Here is a 19,372-nt window from a genome sequence, read left to right as displayed (position 1 = left end):
TACGCATGTCGCGTCTCGCTCCGCGTCTGGACGGATTCGACCCGGAGCTGGCGCGCCGGATGGCCATGACCGTGTCCTGCGGGGACGCGGACGCCATCCCGAAGGTCGGCCAGGCCGGGGAATGCCGCGACCACGACGGCGGCCGGGTCCAGGTCATGCACAACGGCCTGCTCGTCGAGGAGGGCGGCTACTACGGCGCGTGGATGGCCGAGATCATCCGTACCCTGCGCGGGCACCACGAACCGCAGGAAGAGCGGGTCTTCCACCGCCTCGTCCAGCGGCTCGCCGCGGACGGCGGTTCGCCGGCGATGATCGAGTTCGGCAGCTTCTGGACCTACTACGGCCTCTGGTTCTGCCACGCGCTCCCCGGCGCCCACGTCGTCGCGATGGAACCCGACCCGAACTACCTCGAGGTCGGCCGCCGGAACGCCGCGCTCAACGGTTACACCGGCCGCGTCACGTTCGTCCACGCGGCGATCGGCGACCGACCCGGCCACGTCCTCCCCTTCCCCGCCGAAAGCGACGGGCGGAACCACGACGTCGTCCAGCACGACCTCGCGTCCCTGATGGACGCCACCAGGCTCGACCACGCCGACCTCGTCCTCGCGGACGTCCAGGGCGCCGAAACCCTCCTGATCGAAAGGGCCGCCCACGACCTTCGCTCCGGCCGCGTGCGGTTCCTGATCGTCTCGACCCACCACCACTCGATCTCCGGTGATCCGCTCACGCACCAGCGCGTCCTGCGGATGCTGACCGACGCCGGCGCGCACGTCGTCGCCGAGCACAGCGTCGGGGAATCCGTCAGCGGTGACGGGCTCATCGCCGTCTCGTTCGACCAGCGGGACAAGGACTTCCACGTTCCGGTGAGCCGCGCCCGCTACCGCGACTCGCTGTTCGGCGAGCTCGAACACGATCTGGCCGCGGCCACCGCTCCCCTCCGCGCGGAGCTGGCCCGGGTGACCGCCGAACGGGACGACCTCCGGACCCGGCTCGACGCCATCACGGCCACGAAGACCTGGCGCTGGGCCGCCATCCCCCGCCGCGCGTACGCCCGCCTCCGCCGCCGCTGACTCGCGCTCTGCTCCATTCGCGTGGCCGTACCGCCCGGGCGATCCAAACTTGGCGGATTTCCCGTTCCGCTTAACCCGGCTGATCTCCAGCGCGTTCACCATCGCCACCGGCGGCACCCGCGCCGCGGACATCGGGAGATCGCCGCGCGGTGGGGTTTCTTCCACCCCGGTCGCTTCGCCACCTACTACCGCACCACCTACGGCCGCCCGCCCTACCGGACCCTCGTCTATCAGTCCTCAGTGGACGTCTAAGCGGGTTCGACGGTGCGGTACAGCGCGAAGGTGCTCAGGTACGGCCGCGCTCTCGACTGAGTGACCTGCACCCGGACCCGGTCGGTCGTGACCGGCGCGGGCAGCGTCACGATCCGTGAGTAGCCGATCGTCGTCACCGTCGCGACCGTGGTCCACTGGCCGTTCTTCAACGCCTGCACGACGGCACCCTCCGCGTGCTGACCGTGACGGATGTCCTCGCCCAGCCGGAGCTGGTCGAACGTTCTGGCCCCGGACAGCGGGATTTCCAACGTTCCTTCTAGCGCACCCCGCTCCGGCGACCACGACGTGGCGAGCGCGTCGTCGGTCACCGCACGTACCGCGGGCGAGGTCGGCTGCCCCGGCGGCGGCGCGGCGAGGTTGACCGACTCGGTCCGGCGGATCGCCGTACCGAACGCGGCCAGCGCGGCCGAGTCCGCCGGGCCGATCGAACCGTCGGTGCCGGGTGGGACGTTGAGCAGCAGGGAGGCGTTGCGGCCCACGGATTCCCGGTAGAGATCCACGAGCTGCCGGGGAGTCTTCGGCTGTTCCGAGGGATGCCAGAACCAGCCAGGCCGGATCGAGACGTCCGCCTCGGCCGGAGCCCATTGGAGGTAGCGGACCGAGGGGTCGGCCAGCACCGCCCTCGAGCCCAGGTCGGCAGCCTCCGCGCCGCCGAGGAACAGTTCCTCGTTGTGCGCGGTCCGCGGATCGCCGGTGGTCGGCAGCGGGCTCCATTCGGTGGTGCGGGCGCGGCCGTTCTCGTTGCCGACCCACCGGACGCCGGCGGGCCCGGCGAACGTGACCGTGTTCGGGGAGAGCTGGTGGATCAGCTTGAACCACGTCGTGAAGTCGTAGTTATCGGTGACGCCTGCGCCGCGCCACGGGTTGGCGCCGTCAAGCCACATCTCGTCGATCGGGCCGTACTGGGTGAACAGTTCGTACAGCTGGTTGAGGTAGTAGGCGTTGTAGTCGTCTTCGTCGACCGAGAACTTCGGGAGCTTCCCGGCGGCCAGCGCCGCCGCCCGATCGTCGCCCGGGACGAGGGTCGGGATGGTCCGCCGGGTGACCGCGCTGCCGGAGCCGTATCGGCCCTGTCCCGCCGGTTTGTTCGCCCGATCCTCGTAGACGGCTCGTTCCTCGATCGACAGGCTCTCCCCCTTGGCGACCTTCGCCTCGACCGCTTTGACCTCCTCCGCGAAGAAGGACGACGTCAGCTCCGAGCCGTCCGCCGGTGAGAGATAGACACCGATCTTGAGCCCCGCCTTGCGCGCCGACGCCACGTAGTCGGCCAGGATGTCGCCGCGTGCGTTGGCGCATCCCGCGTCGCGGACCTGCCAGTACGCCGACGGGTTGTTCGCGCGCTCACCCTGGGCCTTTTCCCGCGCTGCCCGGACTTCCGGAAGCTTGACGCAGTCCTTTGTGGATAGCCACCACGGGCTCGCGACGACGGAGTGGTTGGTGTAGCGACTGGGATAGAGCACGAACCCGTCGTGGTGCTTGACGGTGAGCATCACCTGGGAGACACCGGCGCTCTTGAGCGAGCGCATCCACTGTTCGGTGTCCACAGTGGACGGCGAGAAGGTCGATTCCTTCTCCGCGCCCGAGCCCCATTCGCGGTTGGTGAAGGTGTTCATCCCGTAGTGGGTGAACGCGGTGACCGGACGCTGCTGCCAGGCGAGTTGCCCCTCGTCCGGCACCGTGTTGGCGGCCTTCGCGAGAATCCGGGCGAAGTCGTCGCACGGCAGCACGGGGATGATCGACGACGGCGTGATCTGCTGGCCGCACCGGGAATTCGGGGCCGGAGCGGCGCCCGCCGGCGCACCGGGCACCAGCGGAAGCACGGCGGCGAGCGCGACGGCTCCGGTCAGCAGGCGGCGGAAACGGCGCATCGACGATCTCCTCAGGACGCCGGGTAGAGGTTGGCGGCGGGGATGATCCGCTGGGGGGTGTCCGGACTGGACCACAGCAGCTTCATCGTGGATTCCCCGCCCTGCTGGGTCTGCTCGACCTTGATCGAGTACCACTGCCCGGCGAGCAGGCGGACGCTCGCCTTGTCGATCGTGGCGTCGTGCGGCGCGGAGTTGTCGATCACCAGCTTGCCGTCGATCCACACCTTCACCGTGTCGTCGGAGATCGCGGTGATCGTGTAGTCCTCCGAGAAGTCCGGGGTGATCGCGCCGGTCCACCGCGAGGAGAACGTCCCGTTCGGCACCGACGGGGCCGGTGAACCGCTGTATTTCCAGCTGTAGTTGACCGCCGGGTCCACTCTGGACACCACGGGCTCACCGGAGAACGTGGCGTTCGACCAGAACTGGGCGGTCAAGCCGGTCCCGGCGACGGCGGCGGGACGCGGCGTCCGGATGGTCAGTTCGATCTCGGTGGCGGTCGGGTTGGTGGCACTGCCCGACGGCGTGACCACGACCTTGTTCCGGTCCCGCGCCGCGGTCACCTTCTGGGCGCTGCCCAGCACGCGGACGCCGGTGACGTCGAACGGGGCGAGCGCGTCGAGCGTGAGCGGCCTTCCCTCGCCGGGCCACTGGAACACCGACGCGTACAGCTTGTCGCCCTTGCGGCTGACCACGCCCCACGATGGTTCGGCCACCACTCCGGGGCTGCTCGCACCCGCGATCGCCTTGCCCTGCCCGGCGGTGCGCTGCCAGTCCCCGATCGCCTTCAGCCGGTCGATCGACTCGGCGGGCACCGCGCCGTAGCGGTCCGGGCCGATGTTGAGCAGGTAATTGCCACTGCGGCTGGCGATGGACAACAGCTTCCGCGTCAGATCGGCGGGCGACTTCCAGTTGTGGTCGTACTCGGCGAAGCCCCAGTGGTCGTTGAGGGTCATACAGGATTCCCACAGTTGCCCGTCCACCGGCGCGGCCGGGATCTCCTGCTCGGGCGTGCCGGTGTCGCCGTCGGTCACCCGCCGCTTGCCGACCCGGTTGTTGATCACAATGGCCGGATCGAGGCTGCGAACGTAGCCCTGGAGTTCCTCGCCGTCGCGGGCGGACCAGTTGTTGACCGGGTTGTCGGTGTTCCATTCGCCGTCGAACCACAGGATCTTCGGGTGGTAGTTGTCGACGAGCTCCTTGAGCTGGGCGTACATCCGCGCCTTGTACTTCGGGAACGTCGCCGGGTTCGCGAAGTCCGGGTCGTGCCAGTCCCAGATGGAGTAGTACAGGCCGTAGGCGATGCCCGCCTTGTCCGCGGCGGTCTTCATCTCGGCGAGGATGTCGCGCTTGCGGTCGAACGACGAATGGTCGCGCAGGTTCCAGGTGTTGACCTTGGTGGGCCACATCGCGTAGCCCTCATGGTGTTTCGCGGTCTGCACGATGTACTTCTGCCCAGCGGACTTGGCCGCGGCGACGATCTTGGCGGCGTCGAAGTCCTTGGGGTTGAACTGCGACGCGATCGTCTCGTACTGGTCCATCGGGATGCCGCACTGCCGCTTGATCCACTCCGCGTCGCGGCAGACCGTGCCGTCCGGCCGGGTGTAGGTGCCCTGCAGCTGGGAGTACGCGCCGAAGTGGATGAACATCCCGAACCGGTCGTCGCGCCACCACTGCGTGCGCGGCGAGGTGAACGGGTCGTCGATCGCGTAGTTCGTGCCCGGCCCCGGCTGTTCCGCCGGGGCCGCCGTGGCGGCGACTGGGGTACTCAGCGCGGCCACGGCGGCCAGTACCGCCACCAGCCCGCGTCGCATGGTCCGACCGATCATGACGCCCTCCGCGATGAGGTTCCTCGAGACGATCCGACGTTAGCCGATAAACATCCGATGAAACACCCTCCAATGGCGGGTCCGCTCCGGATTGTCTCGGGATTCAGGTACAGGACATCGGATCACTGCGTGGTGAACTCCCGCGGTAGCGCCTCGGTGTGCTCGTCGACGACCGCCCTGACCTCCCCCGACATCGTGGGCACCCTGAGTTCGACGGAACTCTCCTGCCCGGCCGGGACCCGGAATGGCCGGACGCCGCTCCCAACGAGGACGTTCCCTTCGGAGGCACGTCCGCTGACGCTGGTGAGACGCACCGTCAGCACGGCCTCGCCGCCGTCCCGGCGGGCGGTCACCGCGGTGATCCGGACCGGGCTGGTGAGCACGCGCCAGGCCAGTTTCTCCCCGTTCGCCGCGCGGTCGTAGGTGAGCAGCCCCTTGTTGTGGAAGCCGGGCACCGGGATCGGGTTGCCACCACCCCCTGCCGGGGTCAGCGCGAACTCGGTGGACGTCCAGTACATCTGGCCGAGGAAGTGCGGGCGGTCCTCCAGCTGCCGGTTGTGGATGTCGACGAACTCCGCCTGGTAGCGCTCGGTTCCCTTGCCGGTGCCCGGCCGGTCCTTCACCGCCTCGGCGCCGTATTCGCTGAGCACCAGGGGTTTGTCCCCGGACAGCCGTTGGAGGGTGTCGACATCCTTGCCGATGTCGGTCGCCTTGCCGTAGTACCAGCCATCGTAGCGATTGAGCGCGACGAAATCGTCGGAGGCGAGCGCCTTGTCCTTGTCGAACCAGGCGCTGACATGCGTGAACAGCCTCTGCGCGTCTCGCGTACGACCGTAGCGGATCAGCTCGTCCACATAGGACGCGCCCTCGGCGGTGTTCGTGGCGTTCTCGTTCCCGACCGACCAGGCGAAGATCGACGGATGGCCGCGGTCGCGCCGGATCATCCGCGACAGCCGGTCCTTGGCGTACGTTCGTGTCTTCTCGCTCGCCAGCTGCGCGGCGTTCGCCTGGGTGACAGGGATTTCCTCCAGCACCAACATGCCCAGCCGGTCGGCGGCGTCCAGCTCGGCGGGCGTCGTCGGGTAGTGCGCGGGCCGGAAGAGGGTGAATCCCCTGGCGCGCATGACTTCCAGCTCCCGCACGGCGAGGCCGTCGGGTTGCGTCCGACCCAGCCCCGGGTAGTCGGCGTGCCGATTGAAGCCACGCAGATCCCGCACGATCTGTCCATTGAGGACAACGTCGGAGCCGCGCACGGCGATCGTGCGGAACCCGGCGTGGGTCGTCACGGGCCGCCCTGCCGCCGGAGTTACGGAGACTTCGTAGCGCGCGGGATCGGCCATTGACCACAACCTCGGCTTGTCGACCTTCAGCGTCACCGGATCCGCCGCGTCCGAGCCGGCGGGCACGGTGAACGTCTGGTGCGTCCGCAGCGCGATCCGGCCGTCCGGGTCGCGCACGGTCACGTCGGCCGGAACCGCTTTCGGGTCGGCGCCGGGGTTCGCGGCATCGGCACGCACCGTGAGCATCCCGTCGGCTTCCGCCTGCGCGGTGACCCCGGTCAAGGTGCCCGGGTCGCTGTACTCGAGGCGGACGCCCTGGGTCAGGCCACCCCAGTTCCAGTAGAGATCGGTGTTGATCCCGTACGGGCGAATCGTCGAAACCCGGTTGTCCAGCACGACGGCGAGCACGTTGCGGCCCGGCCGCAGCGCGGTGGTGACGTCGAGTTCGACCGGGAGGTATCCGCCGGTCGCGCTGCCGACCTTGGTGCCGTTGACGAAGAACGAGCAGGCGAAGTAGCAGGACTCGAAGACCAGCCTCGCCTGTTTGCCGGGCCTCGCGCTGAACTCCTTGCGATACAAGGCGAGCTGACCCGCGTCGTCATTCCAGCGGGCCCGCACCGCGCCGTAGCTGCTCGGCACCATGATCCGCGACATCGCCCCCTCGTCGAACCCCGGAGCGACGCCGGCCGGCCTATCGCCATCCAGCGCGCCCGCGGGTAGTTCCGCGGCGGGCGCGAATTTCCAGTCCCCGTCGAGGTTCGTCACGCCCGGTTCGCCGGGCGGACGCCGGGTCGTCACCGTCTTGGTGGCGGTCACCGTGCCCTGACCGGTCACCGCTTCGGCGACGAGCCGGTGGCTGCCAGGCGTGAACCACGACGCGTCGGTCGTGGTCTTCCACACCGGCGCGAGCCCGGTGCCGTCGGCATAGGTGCGCGTCACCTCGGCGAAAGCCGTGCCGTCCCAGGAGAATCGAACCGATCGGGTGTCGAACGGCGCCGCGACCTCGATGTCGGTCAGTCCGGCGAGATCCGTCCCGGTGGGCTGAGTGAAGCGCACCGCCCGGTCCTGCGGCGGCGCGGCGGCGCCAGCCTGCCCGATCACCCGGCGGGCGTCCTCGGGGAAGCTCGTCAGGCCCATCTGGTTCGGCCCCCATTGCTTGGTGGGGCCCGGGTTGTGCGGCGGCGCGGGCGGCGCGTCGGTCCAGTTGCCGCGGATGATCAGGTTGGTGCTCCACGAGGCCCATGACGAGATCCAGTTGAACTCGGCGGGCACGTTCTTCGCGTTGCGGATCACGTTGGCCGTCGTCGTGTAGTACGAACTCTTCTCGTCGTGGTAGATGCCGTTTCCGTGATCGGTGCCGGCGAAATCGATGTCGTTGCCTTCGACGCGCGAGCCGGGCGACACGGCCTGCGTGTAGATCGCGCCGCCGTCGTACAACTTGCCCATGTGGTACGCGATCCTGTTGTGGGTCACCAGAATGTCGCGCTGCGTCGGCGTGTCGCCGACGAAGTTCCAGCCCCAGCCGACCGAGATCCCGGTGTAGGGCACGTGCTCGACGGTGTTGCGATCGACGGTGAGCCCGTCGTTGTAGAGCCCGACGATGCCGACGGCGTCACGAAATTCCCGGCCTATGTAGGTGATCGTGTTGCCCCGCACCACATTGCCGGCCGTCTTCGCCCTCGATGCGTGCTGCGTGTCGCCGACGAACACGCCGCCACCGGCGATGTCGGTGAAGACGCTGTTTTCGATGACGCTGTCCCGCGTACCACCGTCCAACGCCAGCCCCGCGCCGCCGAGCCCGGTGAACGTGTCACCGGTGAACCGGACTCTGAGCCCGCCGGTGACCGTGACCGCCGCCGGCGTGCGCGCGTAGTCCTCCCCCGCTCCGCCGATCGTTCCGGTGCGAACGCCGTTGACGTAGTAACCCGCCTGTGCCCCGGCATATCCCTCGGGAGTGTCCGGGTTACGCCACGTCGTGCCGGTGAACGTCAGTCCCTCGAACGCCACGTCGTGCACGTTTTTCAGGACGAGCAGCTGTTCGGACACGCCCAGCTCGACGTCGGCGGTTTTCAGGTTCTCACCGGGCCGCGGGACGTAGTAGAGCTTGTTTTCGCGCTGGTCGAGGAAGAACTGGCCAGGCTGCCCCAGCAGTTCGTACGCGTTCTCGAACCAGTCGACACCACGCCAGCCCTTCAACGGACTCGCACTTTCCCAGCCTGTCTGGGTTTTCGCGTTCGCGTTGTCCCAGCACGGCTGCGCCACGGTCACCTTGGCACCCTTCACCGAAGTGACGCCGCAGTGGAAGTCCCGCCACCGCGAGTTCGTCACGAGCCACAGATCCTCGGGATGCGCGAACGAGGCGATCCGCGGATCGACGCCGCCGATCCCGGTGGCGTCCGGCTTGCAGACGTCCTTGCCACAACCGAGCCCCTTGGCCCTCTCGGCCCTCACACCGTTGACGGACATGTCCCGCGACCGGGTCCCGGCGGGTACGTCGGCCACCCAGGTACCGGCGTCGTGCGTCGTCCAGCCGGTCACCCGAATCGCCCCGGTGAACCGCGGCCGCGCTCCCCGCTCGGCGCGCCAGGTGACAGTATGGCCGCCGGCGCCGGAATCACCCGCGTCCAGCTCCATCGGCGCGGCCATCCGGTAGTCCCCGCCGGCGAGTTCCACCACCACGTCGCGGCGCGGATGGGCCATCCTCTCCCGCACGACCTGCCGCGCGGCGGCCACCGAACACGGCCGCCCGGCCGAGCACACGATGCCCGAGCCGCCCGGACCGGCATGCAGCACCTCCGGCCCCGTCTCGGCACCTGCCGCGTCCCCGGCCCCGACGATCAGGCCGCCGACCACAGCCACCAAACCCACCCAGAGCGCACCTCGACGTCGCCGCATGCCCCACCACCGCTCATCCGATGTCTGGATGCTCATAGTTGCGCGCAACCTCGATAAAAGCAACATCTTCCAGCACTTCGGCCTGCATGAACGCACACCACGTCCACTAACCCAAACGCCTTACATCCGATGACTTCCCCGCACGAACCGTGCACCACTTCGTGACATCCGTCACGGCGAGTTATATGAAGGTTAAACTATTCGGGTGAACATCGGGACGCAGCCGTGTCTCCGACTGCTCAGCGTCATCCCCACACATGACCCTCCGCGGGGGCGCGGAGGGGAACGCTAAGGAGACGCGGATGGCGACAGGACCGAACGACAGCACACGCGAGCCGCGCATGAACACCCGTGGCCGCCTGTATGCCTCCGCCGAGGCCTACAACGCGGCCCACCCGGATGCCGCCCTGCCACTGGAGATGTCACGACGGCACCGCCTGCGCTGTTACACCGCCGCCCACCGGGGCCTGATCGACGATGTCACCGGCACCGACTTCACCTGGGCGATCACCTTCCTGCCGGACCTCCCCACCGACCACGACCGGCCCGGCGTCGTCCTGGCGACCCGCTGGGGCACCCCTCCGCTACTGGTCCTCGCCCAAGACGTCGGCCTGCGCACTGCCTGGACCACCCTCGTCGACCGCTGGCCGACACGCCTCTCGGAGGCGGTCAGCCTACTCGGCGCACTTCCCCACACCCCGGTGTCGACCGACTCCACCGTGTAACCACCACGGGCCCGCCCTCGGTCCAGTCCGCCTGACCGAGGGCGCCCACGTCACATCACCACAGCTCACGACACCCTCACAGCACAGAACCGCGCGATCATTCCGGCTCCCCGCTCCCGCTGACAACCACCCCACTGAAGGTCCACTCCAGGCGGACGTATACTCTTTCACCAGCAGGTCCGAGTGGCGGAATGGCAGACGCGCTAGCTTGAGGTGCTAGTGCCCTTAACGGGCGTGGGGGTTCAAGTCCCCCCTCGGACACTCAATTACCCCACGGCGCGGGCCGGTTCGAGCCGGAGGCCGCTGCGATCGTAAATAATCGACTGGCCTCCCGTGTGGAGGATTCTCGCGAGTTCGGCGTGGTCGGTGCGCGGCGGGCATTCCAGGCAGCAGCGAAGTCTGTCACCAAGGACGTCCTCACGGATGTAGATGCTGCCACAAGGACGCCTACGCCGAGTTCCGCAAGAACCGCTACTCCGACCGTATCCCCGCGCAGTTCGACCCCATGCTGCACTGGCCAGGCGCACGCTATATCGCACTGCACACCTTGGCCCACTTGCTCATCCGAACCATCGCGCTCGACTGCGGTTACAACGCGGCGAGCCTGTCCGAGCGGATCTACGCCGGAAACGAGGACGCCCCCCGCAGTGGCATCCCGGTCTACACCGCAGTGCCGGACGCCGAAGGCAGCCTCGGTGGGCTGGTTTCCCAGGCTGAGCCCGAACGGCTTGTGCGCCTGACCCGACGCGCCCTGCACGACGCGAAGCGGTGCTCGTCCGACCCGCTGTGCAAGGAAAGGCTGCCGCAGCCGCCTGCCGACTTTCTGCACGGCGCGGCCTGCCACGTCTGCCTGTTCGTCTCGGAAACCACCTGCGAGCGCGGCAATCGCTTCCTCGACCGCCGCTTCGTAGTACCGATCGACGACCCCAAGCTCGCCCTGTTCCCCGAGCTGCCATGAACCCGTTCGAGCAGGCCGCCGCCGCAGCGGCGCCCCACCTGGAAGTCGCCGCACTGCGCGGCCTGGCTGACCGCATCGGATCCGGCTGGCCGGACGCGGCAGTCCTCGACTGGATCGGCTACGCCCTGAGTGAGACCGCAGCACCCGTTCTCGCGACGCGCGACAAGTCCGTCGGCAACGCGGAAGCTGCCGCCTACCTGCGCGGACTCGCGGCAGCCTACGAACAACTGACCGCAGCCGTGAGCGTGGAAACCGTGTGGACCGGACCCAGCAGCCACTCCGTACCCGTCCGGGCCACGGCACAAGCGCTGACCGAACTCATCACGCAAGCGCGGCATGAACTCCTGCTCATGACCTACTCGGCCAAGCCCCACCCCGACATTCGCACGGCCCTCGCCGACGCCCGCGCACGCGGCGTCGAGATCACCACCGTCGTCGAGACCCTGCAAAGTGCAGGCAGCGCGCTGGTCGGGGCAGAACCGGCTGCGGCGTTCGCCGCGATTCCCGGCGTCCAGCTCTGGCACTGGCCCGTCCCGCAGCGCACCGAAACAGGGTCCAAGATGCACGCCAAGCTCGCCGTCGCCGACCGCCGCGTTCTGCTGGTCTCCAGCGCCAATCTCACCCAGTCCGGCGTGGCCAAGAACATCGAAGCCGGGCTCCTTGTTCGCGGAGGCCATACCCCTCGCCGAGCCGCAGAGCACATCGCCGAACTTCAAGCCACGAAGGTATTGAAGCGACTGCCGGCTACCAGCCAATGATCCTCCTGCGAACCCGCTCGTCCGTCCGTTCTGGCCTTCCGAGTCGGCCTGCTGTGGGAGCATGGGGAGGTGATCGATCCGCGCAGCGAAATGGTGCTGATCCGCAACCGTGAAACCGGCGTCTTCGAGGACGAGACCCGAAAGATCGCGCGATACGAGTTTCAGCCCGTGGGGCAGCGAATCGGGATCGTCTTCGCCAACCGGAGCAGGCTTTTTACCTACGGGCCGGACCGCGTGCAGATCCTGCGCAATCCGGTGCAACGTGTCATGGCGGGCGAAGACCGGGTCGAAGTCGGCGGCAGCATCTGGGACAGCGCGACCGAGACTGTCACCTTCACCGGCGCCCACAGCGCGTGGTGCCGGGTCTTCTATCGAACCCGCGCAGGCGAGAAGTACCAGACCTACCCCGCTGGACAGGTCCGCGTCATCGCCTCGGGGACCGCTGTCCCGCGTGTCGACGACGTGATGCGCTATTGGCGCACGATCGTCTCCCGGCTCGACGCCGACGATTCATTGCGACCGCCCTATGGCCGGCTCACCTTCGTCCACCCGGAAAGCGCGCTCGGGTCCTACCTTGCCGGAGCGCCGATCGTGTCGCGGCCGGTGGACGTCGCCCCGATCTTTCCGTTCCGCTGCAACCTGAGTCAGCGCCAGGCCGTCGAGAACGCCCTGAGCCGATCGGTCTCGGTGATCGAAGGACCACCGGGCACCGGGAAAACCGAGACGATCCTCAACCTGATCGCCACCATCGTCGCGGTGCAGCGCAAGACCGTCGGCATCGTCTCGTTCGGCAACGCCGCCGTCGACAACGTCCGCGACAAACTCGGCGAACTCGGGTTCGGACATGTGCTCGGCAACCTCGGCCGCAAACAGAAGCGAGAGGAGTTCTTTGCGGGGCAGACGATTCGAAACGCGGCTGTCTCACAGTTCGTGGCCGCTGCCCCGAAATCGCCTGAGCCGGCACAGCTGGCGGAGCTGGACCGGCGCCTGCGTGGGCTGCAGGAGGACGAACGCGTCCGGGCGGACCGGCGCAAGGCACTCGATGCCCACCGGCTCGAACTGCGGCACTTCGAAGATCATTTGCAGCAGGTACGACTTCCCGATCTGGAACGGCTTCCCCTGCTGAAGAAGTCGGCCGACCGGATCATCGAATACCTAGCTGAGACCCAGGTGGAACTGGCGGGCGCGCGCCCCGGGCTGCTCCGGCGGATCGGGAAGTACTTCAAGTACGGGTCCCTGCAGTCGCTCGACCCGGCCGACACCGACGTCGTGCTCCGGCTGCAGCTGGCGTACTACACCCGGCGAATCGCCGAACTGGAACGGGAGATCGAACTGGTCGACGGTCGGCTGCGGCGCGCCGACTTCGACCGGCTCGCCCGAGAACACCAGCAGTTGTCGGCCCGGTTCTTCCACGCCGAGCTCGCCGATCGATACCGGAAACTGGCGCGGACCACCTATGACGCGGATTCCTACCGAAGCGGCCGTGCGTTCGCGAGCTTCATCGAGGACTACCCGGCGTTGCTGAGCACCTGCCATTCGCTGCGGGCCAGCATCTCCGACGGATACCTGCTCGACTACCTCATCATCGACGAGGCTTCCCAGGTCAACCTGCTGACGGCCGGTCTGGCGATGTCGTGCGCCCGCAATGTCGTCGTTGTCGGCGACCAGAAGCAACTCCCGCCTATCCCCGTCGAGGCCGCGGCCGACCTCACGCCGCCGATGCCGGCCTACGACTGCCGGCGGCACAATCTCCTGTCCTCGTTGTCGGAAATGTACGGGGCCGAGCTGCCCAGTGCGCTGCTACGGGAGCACTACCGGTGCGACCCGGTCATCATCGGATTCTGCAACAAGAAGTTCTACGACGGCGACCTGATCCCGTACACCACCGGCGGCGCCGAGCAGCCGATGATCGTGGTGCGCACCGTCGAGGGCAATCACATGCGCCAGCACCGCGGGGGAGGCCGCTCCAACCAACGCGAGGTGGACATCATCGCCCAGGAGGTGATCCGCGACCACTGCCCGGGCTTCGCCGACACCGACATCGGGGTCACCACGCCCTACCGCCTGCAGGCCGACAAGACCAGTGACGTGCTCGACCAGGTCGAAGCCGACACCATCCACCGTTTCCAGGGCCGGCAGAAACAAGTAGTCATCCTGACCACAGTTCTGGACGAGACCTGGCGCGGCCGCACCGGGCTGCCCTTCGTGGACGACCCGCAGATGATCAATGTCGCGGTGTCGCGGGCGATTCGGCGGTTCATCCTCGTGACCAACAACGACATGCTGCCCACCAGCCGGCACATCCAGGACCTGGTCGGCTACATCCGCTACCACAACCCCGGCGACGAAGTCGTCGACAGCGCGGTGGTCTCCGTCTTCGACCTGCTCTACTCCGCGTACTCGCAGCGACTGCGCCCGCTCGCCGCACGACTGGGGAAGAAGTTCAAATACCCATCCGAGAACATCATCTGGACCGTGCTGAACGACATCTTCACCGAGCCGGACTATACGCACCTGACGGCGATTCCCCAGGTCCTCCTGAAGAATCTCCTGCCCAACCTCGAGCGGCTCACCCCGGACCAAGCCGCCTACGTGAGAAACCGAGCGTCCCTCGACTTCGTCGTGTACAACCGGGTCACCAACCGACCACTGCTGGCCATCGAGGTCGACGGGTTCGAATTCCACGAAAACAAGCCGACGCAGCTGAAGCGGGATGTACTCAAGAACGAGATCCTGCGCGTGCACGACTTACCCCTGCTGCGGTTGCCGACCACCGGCAGCGGCGAGCCGCAACGAATCCGGGACGCATTGACCAGAGCCGAAGCCCACTGGGACCACCGCTCAGCCCAGTAATCACGTCAGACACTGCTCGGCGCCGCCGTCCCGCCGCTTGAGACAGCAGCCAGCACCGACAGTCGGCGGCTGCGCCCTCCGACTGCGCAACACTTCCGCCTGAACGGCTGGCTCTCTGATCCCGCTAGGGCTTCATGGCGGTTTGGTTGGATTTGGCGGCCAGATCAGCGGATGTCACCGAACGTAGTCGCGGTCTAGTCCAGGCGAGTACGTTTGCTTGGCAGGAGAACCAGTTACACTGGCGTTCTTCAGTGTCAGGTGATTGTGATCCGTCAGGACCGCACACATTCAGGGTCTTTACCGGACGGGAGTGGACCTTACGATAGGAACACATGGGGAGGAAACGGAAGAAGTCGTCCGGGATCGTAGGCCGCTACTTCGGCTACCTGTTGTTGCCGGTCATCGTGTACGGCTGGACGTCGGGCAACATGAGCGCGGCCTTCATCCTGATCGCCTCGTCCCTGACCATCCTGTACACGCTCTTTGCGGTGCCTACATGGTGTATGGCTACGACACGCGAAGGACTCGCCTGCCGCCGGAACTCCAACGGGTTGCTGCTTGGATGTTCCCTACGCGAGCACAAGTCGCAGAAGCTGAAAATGGCATTTCGCGCCAGCAAATGGGGCGAATTGTTCGGCAAATTCTGGAGCAACACAGCCAACGCCGCTGCAGCTGTCAGCGCCATGGCCGGCACCGGGTCCGCACTCGTCGCCGCCGTCACACTTGCCACGAAGTAGCCGCACCGAGCGCCCGGCGTTGACACAGCCCGCTGCCGCTCCCATACCGCCTTGATCAGCGTGCCTCACCAGTCACCCAGCGTGAGCGTTGTGGTTAACACGCATGATCGTCCTCGGACCACAAAGTCGGTGAATCTTCCCGCACCAACGAGTATCCACGAACAGCACGTGGGACGCCTGGACAAGGCGCCCGCACCAGGCGCTCTAGCTGCTTCGAGGGCAACTTGAACACCTCGATGATGACTGCGGCAACCTCTCAGGCACCATCAGAGCACCGACCCGACACCACTTACTGACCCAAACCCGTTGAGAGATAAGCATCTTGACCAGCGAGATCGATGAACACCGGCTGGCGCTCGGCCATGATCTACAGCTATGGTCCGTCGCATGAACACGCATCCTGCGCAGGGATGCTACGAACATGTATTCGAGTCTCGGAGACTCCCTTACCCCACGGGTTTCGGATCCGTAGGGTAAATTTGTGCCAGTACACGGCTACCGCAGTCTGATGGTATCGGTCGCTCGTCGACGGCGGGAATGCACGATAGACCTCTTCGGCGGCCTCTGTCCGGTGCTGTCCCTGCGTGGCGGCTGCAGTCGAGCTCGAGAGTGAGCTGGTCCGGTGGTTGTGCCGGGCAGACAGTCTGTCGCGCGACAGCTGGCCGGAGTTCGCGAGTCTCGCGACCGCAGCAGATTTCCAGCCCGCGACGACACAGGTTCTCCCGCATCTCGCGCGGGCTGCGGTCGCCGGCCCGTCCGTCCGCCGGAAACAGACCTGCCACAGTCTGCAGAAGATGTTCCTCGCGGACGTAGACGTTGCGCGGCCCGTCGTCCGGTCGCGGTGCGGCGGTGCTGTACCCGCGACGGCACCGATACCCCGCGCGGCCGTGAACCCAAAGCGCCTCCATCCGCCGACCACACACCCCGCACACAACCAGCCCGGACAACACGTACTCGCGCGTACCGCCGTCCTTCGTATGCCGCCCGGCGCGGATCCGCTGCACGGCGATGAATGTCATCTCGTCGACCAATGGCGGATGAGCCAGACGCTCGGACACCTCCCACTCCCCCGCGGCGTTCCATCGCACGGCACCCGAGCCTCGACCGCTGCGACGTCCGCCGACACCGTGTCCCGGGTCTGTGCTCCGACCGGGTGGTCACCCCGGCTGAGGGCTGTCGTTCGTGGGCGGGCAGGGCCAGTCTTGGTGCCCCACAGGCGATGCCAGGACCCGCGCCGCCGTGCCCGCCAAGGAGCGCCTCGATGATTGACGCGACACCGCCACCCTGCCCCCGTCAACGATGGGTTACCGGTGACGGGGATATGGGAAGACTGTGAACGTAGGTTTCGAGAGCCGCGACCTGGAGGAGATCGAGGAGTTCTGCAGCGCCAGCTACGCGTCGTCGCGGTTCAACGGCCGTCAGGAGCAGCCGTACCGGGCCCGGATCACCCAGTACCCGTTGGGGCCGGTCAGCCTGGACCAGGTGGACTTCGACCTCGAACTGGACTACGTCGTCAACCCGACGGGCCGCTTCTGCGCGCTCGTGGTGGAGTCCGGTTCCTTCCCACGTTGGGACGTCGGCGGTGTCCGGGACAGCCACGGCCCGGGCGAGGTGTTCCTGGCCGCCCTGCCTGAGCTGCCTTTCGCCGGCCGGATCAGCAGGGCGCGCTACAGCTGCGCCCTGCTGGAACCGTCATTACTGTCCCGGGTGGCCGACACCGCGCCCGCCCGCACCGCGGAGCCGGTGCGGTTGACCGGTCACCGGCCGATCTCCCCCGCCGCCGGGCGCCATCTGCTGCACACCATGGCGTTCCTGCGCGAGCAGGTGGCCTCCGACCCGGCGATCCGGGACGCCCCGTTGATCGCCTCCACCGCGTCCCAGCTGCTGGCGGCCACGGTGCTGACCGCCTTCCCCAGCACCGCGCTGACCGACCCCACCATCGAGGACCGCCACGACGCGCGCCCGGCCGCCCTGCGCCGGGCGATCACGTTCATCGACGACCACGCCCACGAAGACATCAGCGCCGCGGACGTCGCCGCCACCGCACGCACCACCATCCGCGCCGTCCAGCACGCCTTCCGCCGCCACCTCGGCACCACCCCGATGGGATATCTCCGCCAGGCCCGCCTCCAGCACGCACACCGGGAGTTGCTGGCCGCCGATCCCACCACCGGCGCCACGGTCACCGAGATCGCCGCCCGCTGGGGCTTCTTCCATCCCGGCCGCTTCGCCCACCACTATCGCACCGCCTACGGCTGCCCGCCCTACCGCACACTCTGTCGCGGCGCACCCTGACCCAACCCCGGACACGGCCAACCCGGAACCCACATCCAGCACCCGAACGTCCGCACATGCCGCATACCGGCCGTTCGGGAACACGGCCTTCGCCAACCGACGGCACGAGAACCTGTTCCACGTCTGCGCTGCTGTCGGTGGTCCCATGACTGGCGACGTGGTGGTCCCACAACAGTGGCAGGCGACAGTCGGACTAGCCCTGCGCAAGGCCCACGGCGCAACTACCTTGTGCGACTTCGTGGTGGCTCAACCAGAGGGTCTATCCCATGATCGGTGTTCCCGGCGTTGTTGATCACCGGAACCGCCAACCTCGTGGCCATGGTGGTCTGTCGGGACCCCGAAGCGTTGTACCAATATGTGAATGAGCGCATCGGTTCGTTCGACTCGGTGCGGTTACCTCGCGCCGGCCGGATCTGCGCCCGTCCTCGAACCGTGAAGACAAACCGGCGTTCATGGCGCTCGGGGGCGATATTCACCAGATATCGATAGTGTTCGACTCTTTTCACGAGCAGATCGAGAATCTCACTCAGGATGAAGCCGTGGCCATCGCCCGGTACTCGATGTGGACGCAGTTGAGATCCGGGGTGACGACGCTCGCCGCAGCGGCTCAGAGCGCAGCACACCCTGCATGGCCCTGGGCCCAGGCCTCGTCGCCGGCCTACCGGGGCTGGGGCTGGTGGCAGGGCTGCTCGTCGGCGCTATTGGCTCCGGCAATGCACTCGGCAAAGGCCACTCCCCCTTTCGTTGGGTCACCACTGCCTGGGGAATCTTTGCCGTCGCCACGACCGCCGCCTACCTCCTCTGACCTGACGTCCCGAGGCGAGAACGCGCCGTTGCCGACGATCAACGTCCCGAACGGAGCGTTCGCGACACTCAAGACCACGGCACCAACCCCAATGGAACGCCAAGACTGTGACCGCCACGGCGCCCGATCCAGCGTAATCCCCGAGGATCCGCATGGTCGATCGGCAGGCTCCCGTGACGACGGCGATGCGGCCCGTCAGTGGCCGGTCCCCGGTCTCACCGGACTTGCCGACCGCGCGTATACGGCGGCTGTCGATCGTTCGTCCACCCGCCCCAGGTTGACTCCGTCCCATGGCGACACCCGGCTTCCCGCCCGGCGCCCTCGACGAGTCCGGCTTCCCGGTCTGGTCCAAGGAGCTGGCCGGCGACGACCCGAACCATCTGGTGCACGTGGTCCGCGACCTCGATCCCCGGACCGCGCTGCGGGTTCTGGGTGCCGAACCCGACCGGATCGTCCCGTGCGTCCTGCCCGCGGCCAAGCCGGACGAGTGGACCAGCCTGCCGCAGGCCGCACTCGGCACGGACGCGCCGGAGGACGGAACCGTTCTGCTGGCAGGGCGGGCCGGCGCCTGGACGTTCGTCTACGACGACGCGGGCCTGACCTACGCCGCCGGGCCGGACGACATCGAGGCGGCGGCCGTGCTGTCAGCGGCAGGTGGTGTGGCGGCGATGGCGAACTGGACCATCAACGGCGACACCGGTCTCGACTACGGCGTCGACGGGATGCTGGTGTTCAGCACCGCGGAAGGCATCGACCCCGACCTCGACGGCGACCGGCTGCCCGCCGAACTCCGTCCCGCGGTCGACGCCGCCGGATTCTTCGACCTCGCCGACCTGCGCGCCTCCGGTCTCGAAGACCCGGACGACGGGATCGACGACATCGACGAGGAGTATCTGGACTGCGGCCGGAACTGGCGCGTGGTGTGCGCGCTGGCCGGGTTCCGGCTCACCCTGGACGACCTCCGGCGGCTGCCCCTGCTCATGGCCCCGCGCGAAGGGAACTGAGCTCCCGCCGTCCCGGCGGCAGGGC

At 67.6% G+C, this 19,372-nt stretch carries 12 protein-coding genes and 1 tRNA gene; 9 read left to right on the top strand and 4 right to left on the bottom strand.

Going from position 1 to position 19,372, the window contains the following annotated elements; translation table 11 throughout:
• The first annotated feature begins 5 nt into the window (after positions 1 to 5).
• Positions 6 to 1,070, top strand: coding sequence for an FkbM family methyltransferase (locus ACFW0G_RS13020; protein ID WP_378325275.1), 1,065 nt, complete (start codon positions 6 to 8; stop codon positions 1,068 to 1,070).
• Positions 1,071 to 1,318: 248 nt separating this feature from the next.
• On the opposite strand, the gene ACFW0G_RS13015 is transcribed toward ACFW0G_RS13020, so the two are convergent.
• The 3 genes from ACFW0G_RS13015 to ACFW0G_RS13005 all read right to left on the bottom strand — a co-directional run bounded on the left by ACFW0G_RS13015 (position 1,319) and on the right by ACFW0G_RS13005 (position 9,185).
• Positions 1,319 to 3,211: an alpha-L-fucosidase gene (locus tag ACFW0G_RS13015; RefSeq protein ID WP_378325274.1), complete on the bottom strand. Its 1,893-nt coding sequence runs from the start codon at positions 3,209 to 3,211 to the stop codon at positions 1,319 to 1,321.
• Between the two features lie 11 nt (positions 3,212 to 3,222).
• Positions 3,223 to 5,037 (bottom strand): alpha-L-fucosidase, encoded by a 1,815-nt coding sequence (locus tag ACFW0G_RS13010; RefSeq protein ID WP_378325272.1) that lies wholly within the window; start codon positions 5,035 to 5,037, stop codon positions 3,223 to 3,225.
• A 122-nt stretch (positions 5,038 to 5,159) separates the two neighbouring features.
• On the bottom strand, positions 5,160 to 9,185 hold the full coding sequence (locus ACFW0G_RS13005; protein WP_378325271.1) for a glycoside hydrolase family 2 TIM barrel-domain containing protein: 4,026 nt from the start codon (positions 9,183 to 9,185) through the stop codon (positions 5,160 to 5,162).
• 329 nt (positions 9,186 to 9,514) lie between these two features.
• Between ACFW0G_RS13005 and ACFW0G_RS13000 the strand changes: the two genes are divergently transcribed.
• The 6 genes from ACFW0G_RS13000 (at position 9,515) to ACFW0G_RS12975 (ending at position 15,243) form a co-directional block, all read left to right on the top strand.
• Positions 9,515 to 9,937, top strand: a complete 423-nt coding sequence (locus ACFW0G_RS13000; RefSeq protein WP_378325270.1) for a hypothetical protein — start codon at positions 9,515 to 9,517, stop codon at positions 9,935 to 9,937.
• Positions 9,938 to 10,114: 177 nt separating this feature from the next.
• Positions 10,115 to 10,198, top strand: a tRNA-Leu gene (locus ACFW0G_RS12995).
• A gap of 118 nt (positions 10,199 to 10,316) precedes the next feature.
• Entirely contained in the window at positions 10,317 to 10,895 is a 579-nt protein-coding gene (gene drmB, locus ACFW0G_RS12990) for a DrmB family protein (RefSeq protein ID WP_378325401.1), read from the top strand.
• Complete coding sequence (gene drmC / locus ACFW0G_RS12985) at positions 10,892 to 11,653, top strand: DISARM system phospholipase D-like protein DrmC (protein ID WP_378325269.1); 762 nt, start codon at positions 10,892 to 10,894, stop codon at positions 11,651 to 11,653. Before drmB ends, drmC begins: the two co-directional genes overlap by 4 nt.
• Positions 11,654 to 11,722: 69 nt before the next feature.
• Complete coding sequence (locus ACFW0G_RS12980; protein ID WP_378325268.1) at positions 11,723 to 14,506, top strand: AAA domain-containing protein; 2,784 nt, start codon at positions 11,723 to 11,725, stop codon at positions 14,504 to 14,506.
• A 332-nt stretch (positions 14,507 to 14,838) separates the two neighbouring features.
• On the top strand, positions 14,839 to 15,243 hold the full coding sequence (locus ACFW0G_RS12975; RefSeq protein ID WP_378325266.1) for a hypothetical protein: 405 nt from the start codon (positions 14,839 to 14,841) through the stop codon (positions 15,241 to 15,243).
• A gap of 446 nt (positions 15,244 to 15,689) precedes the next feature.
• Here ACFW0G_RS12975 and ACFW0G_RS12970 read toward each other — a convergent pair whose 3' ends face one another.
• The gene (locus ACFW0G_RS12970) at positions 15,690 to 16,262 is read right to left on the bottom strand and encodes a zinc ribbon domain-containing protein (RefSeq protein WP_378325399.1); all 573 of its coding nucleotides are present in this window, start codon (positions 16,260 to 16,262) and stop codon (positions 15,690 to 15,692) included.
• A gap of 313 nt (positions 16,263 to 16,575) precedes the next feature.
• Here ACFW0G_RS12970 and ACFW0G_RS12965 point away from each other — a divergent pair, with 313 nt between their 5' ends.
• Positions 16,576 to 17,538 carry a helix-turn-helix transcriptional regulator gene (locus ACFW0G_RS12965; RefSeq protein ID WP_378325265.1) on the top strand — a complete coding sequence of 321 codons (963 nt, stop codon included), beginning with the start codon at positions 16,576 to 16,578 and terminating at the stop codon, positions 17,536 to 17,538.
• Positions 17,539 to 18,633: 1,095 nt separating this feature from the next.
• Positions 18,634 to 19,347 carry a hypothetical protein gene (locus ACFW0G_RS12960; RefSeq protein ID WP_378325263.1) on the top strand — a complete coding sequence of 238 codons (714 nt, stop codon included), beginning with the start codon at positions 18,634 to 18,636 and terminating at the stop codon, positions 19,345 to 19,347.
• The last annotated feature ends 25 nt before the right edge of the window (positions 19,348 to 19,372 follow it).

It is taken from the genome of Amycolatopsis sp. NPDC058986 (genome assembly GCF_042741125.1).
Taxonomy (GTDB): Bacteria; Actinomycetota; Actinomycetes; order Mycobacteriales; family Pseudonocardiaceae; genus Amycolatopsis.
This window is presented reverse-complemented; position numbering and strand designations above follow the sequence as displayed.